General features: G+C 64.3%; 7 protein-coding genes. 4 read left to right on the top strand and 3 right to left on the bottom strand.

The window, feature by feature from the left end; translation table 11 throughout:
- The first annotated feature begins 286 nt into the window (after positions 1-286).
- Positions 287-3,232 carry an ATP-binding protein gene (locus AWB68_RS12920; RefSeq protein ID WP_087644737.1) on the top strand — a complete coding sequence of 982 codons (2,946 nt, stop codon included), beginning with the start codon at positions 287-289 and terminating at the stop codon, positions 3,230-3,232.
- A 28-nt stretch (positions 3,233-3,260) separates the two neighbouring features.
- Here AWB68_RS12920 and AWB68_RS12915 read toward each other — a convergent pair whose 3' ends face one another.
- Complete coding sequence (locus tag AWB68_RS12915; protein WP_087644736.1) at positions 3,261-4,181, bottom strand: LysR family transcriptional regulator; 921 nt, start codon at positions 4,179-4,181, stop codon at positions 3,261-3,263.
- 241 nt (positions 4,182-4,422) lie between these two features.
- Between AWB68_RS12915 and poxB the strand changes: the two genes are divergently transcribed.
- Entirely contained in the window at positions 4,423-6,144 is a 1,722-nt protein-coding gene (gene poxB, locus AWB68_RS12910) for a ubiquinone-dependent pyruvate dehydrogenase (protein ID WP_087644735.1), read from the top strand.
- Positions 6,145-6,240: 96 nt separating this feature from the next.
- Here poxB and AWB68_RS12905 read toward each other — a convergent pair whose 3' ends face one another.
- Together AWB68_RS12905 and AWB68_RS12900 are read right to left on the bottom strand one after the other, a co-directional pair.
- Positions 6,241-6,861, bottom strand: coding sequence for a TetR/AcrR family transcriptional regulator (locus tag AWB68_RS12905; RefSeq protein WP_087644734.1), 621 nt, complete (start codon positions 6,859-6,861; stop codon positions 6,241-6,243).
- A 1-nt stretch (position 6,862) separates the two neighbouring features.
- Complete coding sequence (locus AWB68_RS12900) at positions 6,863-7,285, bottom strand: ester cyclase (protein ID WP_087644748.1); 423 nt, start codon at positions 7,283-7,285, stop codon at positions 6,863-6,865.
- 353 nt (positions 7,286-7,638) lie between these two features.
- Between AWB68_RS12900 and AWB68_RS12895 the strand changes: the two genes are divergently transcribed.
- On the top strand, positions 7,639-9,060 hold the full coding sequence (locus AWB68_RS12895) for an MmgE/PrpD family protein (protein ID WP_087644733.1): 1,422 nt from the start codon (positions 7,639-7,641) through the stop codon (positions 9,058-9,060).
- A 592-nt stretch (positions 9,061-9,652) separates the two neighbouring features.
- The gene (locus AWB68_RS12890) at positions 9,653-9,856 is read left to right on the top strand and encodes a cold-shock protein (protein ID WP_087644732.1); all 204 of its coding nucleotides are present in this window, start codon (positions 9,653-9,655) and stop codon (positions 9,854-9,856) included.
- Positions 9,857-10,021 lie beyond the last annotated feature (165 nt).

Here is a 10,021-nt window from a genome sequence, read left to right as displayed (position 1 = left end):
TTTCTTTGCAGCAGCAAAGAAAGTGAGTCCCGCCCCGGACAGGGGCAGAGCAAATAAACCAAAAACAAAACAAGTTCCATGGAAGCGCATCAACATCAAACGGCGTAAACACCCCCACCCCAAGCGCCAGCGACAACTTTGGTACATGATTTTCGAACCATACGTTCAGATTTTTCCGCGCATGCAACCGGGCGGTTGTTCTAGACTTCGGGAACGCAACGCTGGGCGGCCAGCCCTCAGGTCTACCGTTGGTTCTTCCTACCCTCTGCGTCCGGAAACTTTCGCAATGATTTGCATTGGCCCGCTTCAAGTGGACCTCGCCCGGCGAGAAATAGCCCTCGACGGCCAACCCGTGCGGCTAGGCAGCCGCGCATTCGACATCCTCGCCGTCCTGATCGCCGCCGATGGCGCACTGGTTTCGAAGAACGATATACTCAGGCTGGTCTGGCCGGACACGATCGTCGAAGAGAACAATCTTCAGGTCCACATGTCCGCGCTGCGCAAGGTGCTGGGCGAAAGCCGGGCGCTGATCCAGACCGTATCCGGACGAGGCTACCGGCTCGTACTGCCGGGATCGCCCGCAGCGGCTTCCGAAGACACCAATCGGGATGAAAAAAACGCCCGGATCGCCACCGTCCCCAACAACTTGCCGTCCAATGCGTCCGAACTGATCGGACGCGACACGGCGCTCGTCGACATCACGCTCGCGCTTGACTCCACTCCTATCGTGACGCTCGTCGGCGCGGGCGGCATCGGCAAGACACGTCTCGCGATCGAAGTCGCGCGCGGCCTGCTCGAACGCTTTCCCGACGGCGTCTATCTGGTCCCGCTCGCGTCGGCATCCGATGCAGGCAGCGTGCTCGCCACGTTCGCCGCGACCCTCGGCGTGAACCCTGCAACCGGCCCGCTCACGCTCGCGCGCGTCAGCAAGGAGCTGAGCGGGCGCCGCGCGCTCTTCGTCCTGGACAATTGCGAGCACGTCCTTTGCCCGGCCGCCGAACTCACCGAGTCGCTACTGAACGTGAGTTCGGACCTGCGCGTGCTGGCGACCAGCCGGGAAGCGCTGCGCGTCATGGCCGAACGCCTGTACTGGGTCGAATCGCTGGAAGTGCCCGCGCAGGACGAAGAGGGCGTCGACATCCTGGCGCGCAGCGCCGTGAAGCTGTTCCTGTCGCGCGCGCGAGCCATCGACCCGCGCTTTTCATCCGACGATCGACGCATCCATCTGACCGGCATGGTGTGCCGCCGGCTCGACGGCATTCCGCTCGCGATCGAACTGGCGGCGGCACGGGCGGCGATCCTCGGCATCGAGACGCTGGCGGACCATCTCGACGACCGCTTCGGCATGCTCAACGGCGGCAACCGGACGGCGCTGCCGCGGCATCAGACGCTCAAGGCGACGCTCGACTGGAGCCACGCACTGCTCGACGACGCCGAGCGCACGACGCTGCGCCGGCTCGGCATCTTCGTCAACAGCTTCACGATCGACGCGGCCATCGCCGTGGCGGGAGACGGTGCGTTGCGCGAGTCCGACGTGATCGCGGCGGTCTCCGGACTCGTGGAAAAGTCGCTGGTCGTGACCCGTGCCGAGCGGTGCACGACGAGCTATCGCCTGCTGGAAACCACGCGTGCCTACGCACTGCAGAAGCTGGAGGACAACGGCGAGCGGCGCCTCGTCACGCAGAACCACGCGCGTTACTTCGCGAGCCTGCTCGAATGGCATCGCTCGGACGGTGCAAATGCCGCGGGCGTCCTGGCCGATGGCTCGCATTGCAGGATGCGCGAAGTGCTGGACGACCTGCGGGCGGCGCTCGGTTGGGCTTTGTCCCCAAAGGGCGACGAGGCGCTCGGCGAAACGCTGGCCGTCAAGGTCGTGGCGCTGCTCTATGAACTGTCGATGGTCGACGAGTGCTGCGCGTGGGCACGGCGGGCGCTCGATACGATGGCAACCCGGCACGAGGGCTCCCGCTCGACCCGGTATCTGCGATTGCGCATGCAACTGCTGGCGGCGCTCGGCGCGGCGCTCGTCTACGTGAACGGACCGAACAAGGAAATCCGCGACATCTGGGCCGAAGTGCTCGCCACGGCGCTCGCGCTCGGCGACCGGGCGTTCGAAGCCCGCGCGCTCTGGGGCCTGTGGAATGCGTGCCAGTCGTCCGGTGCGGTGCAGAGCGCGTTGGCGTTCGCGAAGCGCTTCGCGCAACTCGCCGCGGAGACGAACGACGCCGGCAATGTGATGCTAGGACACCGCTTGCTGGGCATCGCTTCGCACTACGCGGGCGACCAGAAAGCGGCGCGTCTGTCGCTGGAGCGATTACTGCAGCACAGCGACGGCTTGCGGCACCGGCTGCCGCTCGGACAATCCGTCGATCAGCGCGTGGTCGGCCAGGCGACGCTTGCGCGCGTGCTGTGGTTGCAGGGTTGCCGGGATCAGGCGCTCGCGCTCGCTCACGGCTGCGTGGCCGGCGCGTGCGATCAGGAACAGGCGATCGTCACGTGCTACGTATTAGTGGAAGCGCTGGTGCCGCTCGCCTTGCTCGCGGGCAAGCGCGAGCAGGCGGCCGAGGCGATCGCGCTGTTGCGGGACGTGTCGGAGCGCGCCGGGTTGAGTGTGTCGCAGGCGTGCTGCCGCGCTTTCGATGCCTACCTGCGAACGCTGGAACCCACCGCGCCGCAAGCCCTGCAAGTCTGCCTGGAGGATTTCCACGCGGCGCTGGACGATCTCGAAGCGCTCGAGTACGGTGCGCCGCGCGCGATGCTGGCCGCGCAATACGGCATGGCGCTCGGCCGCGCGGGACGGCAGGAAGACGGCATCGCCGCCGTCGCACGGGCGTTCGCGCAGTGCGACGAAGCCGGCGACCTCTGGTATGCCGGAGAACTGAGGCGCAGCCACGGCGAGCTGCTTTTGATGGACCCGACCGGCGAGCCGCCCTGCGGCGACAACGCGACCGACGCCGAAGTGTGCTTCACCATGGCGCTGGAGGAATCGCTGGCGCAAGGCTGCCGCTCGCTGCAACTGCGGGCCGCGACGAGCCTCGGCCGCCTCTGGCTCGCACAGGGGAAGAGCGCCGAGGCCGTGCAGTTGCTGAAGTCGGCATGCGTGCGACTCACGGAGGGCCTCGATTGCGACGATTTCAAAGCCGCGACCCGTCTGCTGCGGACGGCGAGCGCGGCAAGCGCGCAGGACGACGCTCACGCCGTCGACGTTTCATTCGACCGCCCGCCGCCCTGAACGACGAAGGAACGCGGCTCCCGATAAATCATCCGTGCAGCATCCGCCGTCGCGCGACGTCGTCGATCAGGTCGGGCCGGTCGAGCTGGTCCACCCACCAGCACAGGGCCTTGCCCGCCTGATCCTCGCGCCAGGCGAGATAAAACTGCGTGACGTCCCGCATGCCGCGGACTTCCTTCTTGACCAGCGTGCCGCGGCTCAGGTGCGCGAGCGCAAGGCATTCGGGAATCGTCCCCGCCGCCAGGCCCTTGAGTTGAGCGGCGAGCTTGGCGTCGAGCGTCGGCACGGTCAGGACTTCCTGGTTGGCGACCAGCGCGATCGTGCGTGGCGCGAGCTTGCGGGACGTGTCGCCGATCGCGACCGCGCGATGGCGCGCGACGATATCCAGCGTGAGCGGTTCCGGCATCGATGCGAGCGGGTGCTCCGGCGCGACCACGAACACGTGCCGCAACGTACCGATCGGCTTCGCCACCAGACCGGGGATCGGCGGCGGTTCGCCCGCGGCGCCGACGATCAGGTCCGCGCGGCGCGTGAGGAGCGCGTCCCATGAGCCGCCCAGCACTTCCTTCGTCAGATGCAGGTGCGTGTTCAGCTTCAGCTTGTAGAACTCGCCGACGTGCTCCCACAGCATCTCGAACGGAATGATCTCGTCGATGGCGACGTGCAGCTCGGATTCCCAGCCGTGCTGGACACGCTTCGCCTTGCGTTCCAGATCTTCGGCAGCCGCCAGGAGCCGGCGTCCTTCCTCGACGACCAGGCGTCCCGCTTGCGTCAGCGTCGCGCGGCGGCCGCTCCGGTCGAAGAGCTTCACGCCGAGATCGACTTCCAGCTTCTGGACCAGATACGTCAGCGACGACGGCACCTTGTGGAGCGACTCGGCCGCGCTCGCAAAGGTGCCGGTCCGATCGATTGCATCGAGCGCCTGCAGGACTTCAAATGACAGGTTCATCGCGAACGGCCGAATCCGGTGCGGGCTTTCAGGATACTGGATTTCGGAAGGTCCGCAATCGATGCATTGCGTCGGCGCACCCCGCTTTTAAGTTCGTTTTAGAGCGGTTCAAGACAATTACACGGCGCCGGCATAACGTTGCGGGGTGGCGGCTGGCAACGGTCGCTTTTGATCAGGTCGGACGCATTCTCGCTTCGCCAGCGCCCGGTCGATCCTCGTCTTTTGAAAAAAGGAGCAGAGCATGACCAGGAACACCATTGCCGGATATCTCGCAGGTTCGCTGGCCGCGGCTGGCGTCGAACGGATCTGGGGCGTGACGGGCGACAGCCTGAACGGCCTCGCGTACAGCCTCCAGCAACTCGGGTCGATTCGCTGGATGCACACGCGCCACGAGGAAGCAGCCGCGTTCGCGGCCGGCGCCGACGCGGCCTCGACAGGGCGCCTCGCCGTGTGCGCGGGCAGTTGCGGGCCCGGCAACCTCCATCTGATCAATGGCCTGTTCGACTGCCATCGCAATCACCAGCCCGTGCTCGCGATTGCCGCGCATATTCCGTCGACGGAAATCGGGCTCGGCTACTTCCAGGAAACGCATCCGCAGGAACTGTTCAGGGAGTGCAGTCACTATGTGGAACTCGTCTCGTCGGCGGCGCAGTTTCCGCGCGTGCTGGCGCGCGCGATGCGCACCGCGATCGAGGAACGCGGCGTCGCGGTGATCGTGCTGCCGGGCGATGTGGCGCTGAGCGACGGACCCGCCGAGCATCCGTCGTGGACCGGATGCGCGCCGCCCACGATCCTGCCGGCACAGGCCGACCTCGATCGCCTCGCGGACCTGCTGAACGCTTCGGAAGCGGTGACGATCATGTGCGGCAGCGGCGTGCAGGGCGCGCATGATGAAGTGGTGGCGCTCGCCGATATCCTGGGCGCGCCCGTGGTCCATGCGCTGCGCGGCAAGCAATTCATCGAGTACGACAACCCGTACGACGTCGGCATGACCGGATTGATCGGCTTCAGCTCGGGCTACCACGCGATGATGTCGTGCGACACGCTGCTCCTGCTCGGCTGCGACTTTCCGTATCGCCCGTTCTATCCGGCGGACGCGAAGATCGTCCAGATCGACTGGAAAGGCTCGCAGCTCGGCCATCGCGCGCCGCTTGCGCTGGGGCTCGTCGGCACGGTCAGGGAGACCGTCGCCGCGACGCTGCCCCGGCTGCAGCGCAAGACGGATCGCGCTTTCATCGACAACGCGCGCAAGCACTACGCATCGGCCCGCAAGGGACTCGACGATCTCGCGACGCCGTCGGGGCCGGGGCGCCCGATCCACCCGCAATATCTGGCGAAGCTGATCGACGAGGCCGCGAGCGACGATGCGATCTTCACAGCCGACGTCGGCACGCCGACCATCTGGGCCGCGCGCTACCTGACGATGAACGGCAAGCGGCAACTGCACGGGTCGTTCAATCATGGGTCGATGGCGAACGCGATGCCGCAGGCACTCGGCGCGCAAGGGGCGCATCCGGGGCGGCAGGTCGTGTCGCTATCGGGCGACGGCGGTCTGTCGATGCTGCTCGGCGACTTGCTCACCGCGCGCCAGCTCGACTTGCCGATCAAGGTGGTGGTGTTCAACAACAGCCTGCTCGGTTTCGTGTCGATGGAATTGAAGGCGGGCGGCTACCTCGATACCAACGTCGATCTCGCTAAGACCGATTTCGCGGCGATCGCGAAGGGCGCGGGGATTTTCGGCATCCGCGTTGAGGCGTCGGAGGACGTGGCCGGCGCGCTGCAGCAGGCGTTCGCTCATGATGGCCCGGCGCTGGTCGATGTCGTGACGTCCAAACACGAACTCGCGATGCCCCCGAACCTCGAAGCCGCGCAGGTCAAGGGCTTCAGCCTCTACATGATGCGGGCGATCCTCAGCGGCCGGGGCGACGAAATCGTCGAACTGGCCCGGACCAATCTGCGCTAGTCGTTCATGACGGCGAATGGCATGCGAACCGGCGACGAGCCGGTTCGCTTTCGCTGCGGGTCGCCGTATCCGACATGCCGGTCAGGTTGCGGCCATTCAATCGGCCGCTCCTTGTCGCATCGCCGCTTCGACCAGGGCGCGGATGGCCCAGCGCTTCACCTTGCGGGCTCGCGCGTCGTCGAGTTGCAGGACGTCCTTGAAGACGACCATCGCTTCCGTCCCGATGACAAGCGCGAGCGCCTGGGTCAATGTTTCGAGCGCCGCGGGCTTGAACTGATCCTGCGCGGGTTCCAGCGCAGCCTCGATCAGCGGCGTGCGACGATTCTGGCGCAGCGGAACGTCGTTGTCGGGATCACCTTTGGCCGCGCGCTCAAGCGAATGCGCGAGCATCATCCGCAGCGGCGCTTCATTGGCAAGGATCATCTCGTGAAGGGCTGCATCGACGCGAGTCAACCGCGCGACCGGATCGCCCGAACTGCGCGTGCCGAAGAGTTTGCCGGCGTCCGGCGTGGCGACATCGAGCGACGCCTCCATCAGCAGCGCATCCATGTTCGGAAAATGACGATACGCCGTGGCGCGCGAAACCATCGCTTCCCCGGCAATCTCTTCGAGGGTCGGCTTATGGCCCTGCTTCAGAAGACGCGAAGCGGCCTGCAGCAGGTCCTTGCGCGTGCGCTGCTTCTGGTTTCGGCGACCGGTAGTGTCGGCTTCGGCCATGTCAGTTCTGCGGCAACTGTTTGATGATCGCCGCGAGATCGACCCATACGTTCTCTCGCCTGATTTGCCCATTCCCGGCAAATTCAACGACATGCAGCATCCGGAATTCCAGCGTACGCCCACGCCCTTCGAGTCCGAACGGCTTGCCCGGCGCCTTGCCGCGCCAGAACGATTCGTCGATGACGAACCCATCGCCGTGAAGACGGCGCAGGCACTCGACCCGGCTCTCCGACAAGTCCGCGAACAGCGCTTCGTAAAACGGCCGCACCGCGGCGCGGCCATGCGCCGGACCCGAGGGCCAGCCGACCACATCGTGCTCTACGTCCGGCGCGAGCGTCGCAAGCACCCCGTCGACGTCGTCACGTCTCTCGAAGCCGAAATGTTCATCGATGGTCCGATCCATCTGCACAGGGGTCAGCGTCATGATTGGCTCCTCGTCGCGTTGCGTTTGCAGCCACTGCCAGTTCATTTTAGTGAGACTTCCATCTCATTACAAGATTGTAATTTCCGATGCCTCGACAGGTTTTGAAAGCGGACCGGCAGCCGTGTTCCAGGAATCCAGGGCTGAACGACCGTGCGCACCAGTGATGCGTGTCGCCTATGCCTTTGCTTGCAATACCGCCCGGGAATGCCCGTTCCTGAAACGTCGCCGTTACTCGCTGCAATGCGGGAATCCGCAGGTCAAGGTATAAGGAGCGGCACTAGCTATAATGTGACAGCGACTCGTTACGATGTCCCGAATAGCCTGCGAAAAGCGGTACTGGGAGGTGATACTTCATGGCGACGCCAACGCACAACCCCGGCGTGCAGTCAACCGTGGCGCAGACATTCGCCCGCTTCTGCACCGGCCTCGACTATGAGGCGCTGCCACCCCTCGTGGTCGAGCGCGCCAAGCATTTCTTTATCGACTACATCGCCATCGCGCTACGCGGTTCCATGTTGGATTCCAGCCGGCCAATGCGCATGTTGGCTGCCGCACGGCCGATCCCGGGTGGGGCAACGCTGTTCGGCCGCCCCGACACGGTGCACGCTGCGTGGGCCGCGCTGGCAAACGGAATGGCCGCGCACAGCATGGAACTGGATGACACGTTCCTTCCCGGCTCAATTCATAACGAGTCTTTCGTCTTTTCCCCCGCACTCGCGTTGGCGGAAGAGCGGGGCGCCAGCGGCAAACGCTTCATCGTTGCGGTCGTCGCTGGGTTCGAGGTTGCCTGCCGTGTCGCCGCCGCGCTTAAGCCGGCAGTGACTAACGCGCGCGGCTTCCATCCTACCGGCACCACCGGGGCGCTGGGCGCCGCCGCCACCTCTGCCACGCTCCTCGGGCTGGATGCAGCGCAGGTTACAAATGCACTCGGGGTGGCATGTAGCCAAGCGGCGGGATTGCTCGAATTCGTCACCGACGGGGCCTGGACCAAGCGCTTTCATGGCGGCTGGGCCTCGCATGCCGGCATGATCGCCGCGGAACTGGCGCAGCACGGGATCACGGCGCCGCCTACTTCCATCGAAGGCAAGTTTGGTTACCTGCATGCTTATTCCGGCGATCCGTTGCCGCAGGCGCTGTCGGCGGGCGAAGGCGAGACGCTTGCCATCGCGCAGACGGCGCTGAAGTACTATCCCTGCAACTACTATATCCAGTCGATCAACGATTCCGTGCTGCAGCTTGCAGCGCGCGCGGACCTTCCTCTTGAAGCAATCGAAAGCATCGTCGTTTATACAGTGCAGGCGGCAATGCCGCTGGTATGCGAGCCAATCGAGCAGAAGCGTCGCCCGAGGCTGATGATCGACGCGCAGTTCAGCGTGCCGTTCAACGTCGCCCTCGGCCTTGTCAAGAGACGCGTCTCTTTCGTGGATTTCACGCCGGCAGAATTCATCAGCCCGGAGATCGAGCGCCTGATGGATCGGGTAACGTGCCACGTCGATCCGGCGCTCGACGCACAATATCCGCAGGCGTGGCCTGCACGTGTCGAGATCACCCTTGCCGACGGTCGCACGCTCGTCGCCGCCACCCAGTATGCCAAGGGCGATCCGCGAAATCCGTTGAGCCTGGACGAGGTGATTGCCAAGCACCGCAGCATCGTCGCGGGTGTTGTAGACGAGAGTACCGACGACGCGATCCTCGACTTCATTCTACGTCTTGAGACAAGATCGGATTTCAGCGAACTGACCCGCATCTTAAAGAGGTTTGTGCTACCAGGTTAAAGGGTTCTCGCAGAGAAGCATCCGGGACATCGTGAGCCACGGGAGTCCTTTCGTCGAATGCCGGAAACGGCGGGGCCGCAACCTGCATGTTGATCGCCGGGGTCGCAACGAGCAAGTTGTAACAAACGGAGCCCCGTGAATAAAGGGTTTGCGGCCGACGCGACGCGAAAACAACGACCCGTATCCCTTCCGAGGTGGCAACGACCGTATGCGTTGGGTGGTACGAAGGGTAGTGCAGGACGAAGCGCAGGGGAGATGCCGCAGTTCTGCATGACACGAAGCTCTCACTTCGCAACAGTCGGTTCGCAGTAAAGGTCGTCACGCCAGGCGACTAAAACCGCGACTGGCGATCGACGGAATGCTGAGGGGCGGCGCCTGCTGCCGTGACAGGCGCTTGGGAATCGGTTCCAGGGCTGCGTCGAGATTGACCCCGGTGCGCCGAGCACTGTGACGATGTTATGTCATTCAAGCTAGCGAAAATGCCGATTGAGAAAACGGACGCTGACGTGCTAAAACATTGCTGCGCTGACGCCGTTGCGGCGTCGTGCAAATTCATTCAGCGTGTTTCGTTATTCGCAGAGGTGCAGCAAAAATGGCGACAGGTACTGTGAAGTGGTTCAACGATGCAAAGGGATATGGCTTCATCACGCCGGATGGCGGCGGAGAAGATCTGTTCGCACATTTCTCGGAGATTCAAGGCAACGGCTTCAAGTCGCTGCAGGAAAATCAGAAAGTGAGCTTCGAGATCAAGCAAGGGCCCAAGGGAAAGCAGGCTTCGACGATTCAGCCGATGTAATCGATCGAGGTACGTAGCCCATCGAAGCGGCCCCGTGTGGGCCGCTTCTCGTTTCTGGCAATGAAGGGCGCGTTTGATCCGTTTGATTCCGTCTGGAACGCAGCGACGCGTTCGGGTCGAGCGGTGGCTTTCCGGTCATGATCCCGAGGCGCTCGAAACGAATGT

The sequence above is a fragment of the Caballeronia choica genome, assembly GCF_001544535.1.
Classification (GTDB): domain Bacteria; phylum Pseudomonadota; class Gammaproteobacteria; order Burkholderiales; family Burkholderiaceae; genus Caballeronia; species Caballeronia choica.
Note: the sequence above shows the minus strand (reverse complement) of the source record. Positions and strands in the feature narration are given on the sequence as shown.

Coding starts and splice junctions, on each gene's coding strand:
- AWB68_RS12920 (WP_087644737.1), top strand. CDS start 287: ATGATTTGCATTGGCCCGCTTCAAGTGGACCTCGCCCGGCGAGAAATA.
- AWB68_RS12915 (WP_087644736.1), bottom strand. CDS start 4,181: ATGAACCTGTCATTTGAAGTCCTGCAGGCGCTCGATGCAATCGATCGG.
- poxB (WP_087644735.1), top strand. CDS start 4,423: ATGACCAGGAACACCATTGCCGGATATCTCGCAGGTTCGCTGGCCGCG.
- AWB68_RS12905 (WP_087644734.1), bottom strand. CDS start 6,861: ATGGCCGAAGCCGACACTACCGGTCGCCGAAACCAGAAGCAGCGCACG.
- AWB68_RS12900 (WP_087644748.1), bottom strand. CDS start 7,285: ATGACGCTGACCCCTGTGCAGATGGATCGGACCATCGATGAACATTTC.
- AWB68_RS12895 (WP_087644733.1), top strand. CDS start 7,639: ATGGCGACGCCAACGCACAACCCCGGCGTGCAGTCAACCGTGGCGCAG.
- AWB68_RS12890 (WP_087644732.1), top strand. CDS start 9,653: ATGGCGACAGGTACTGTGAAGTGGTTCAACGATGCAAAGGGATATGGC.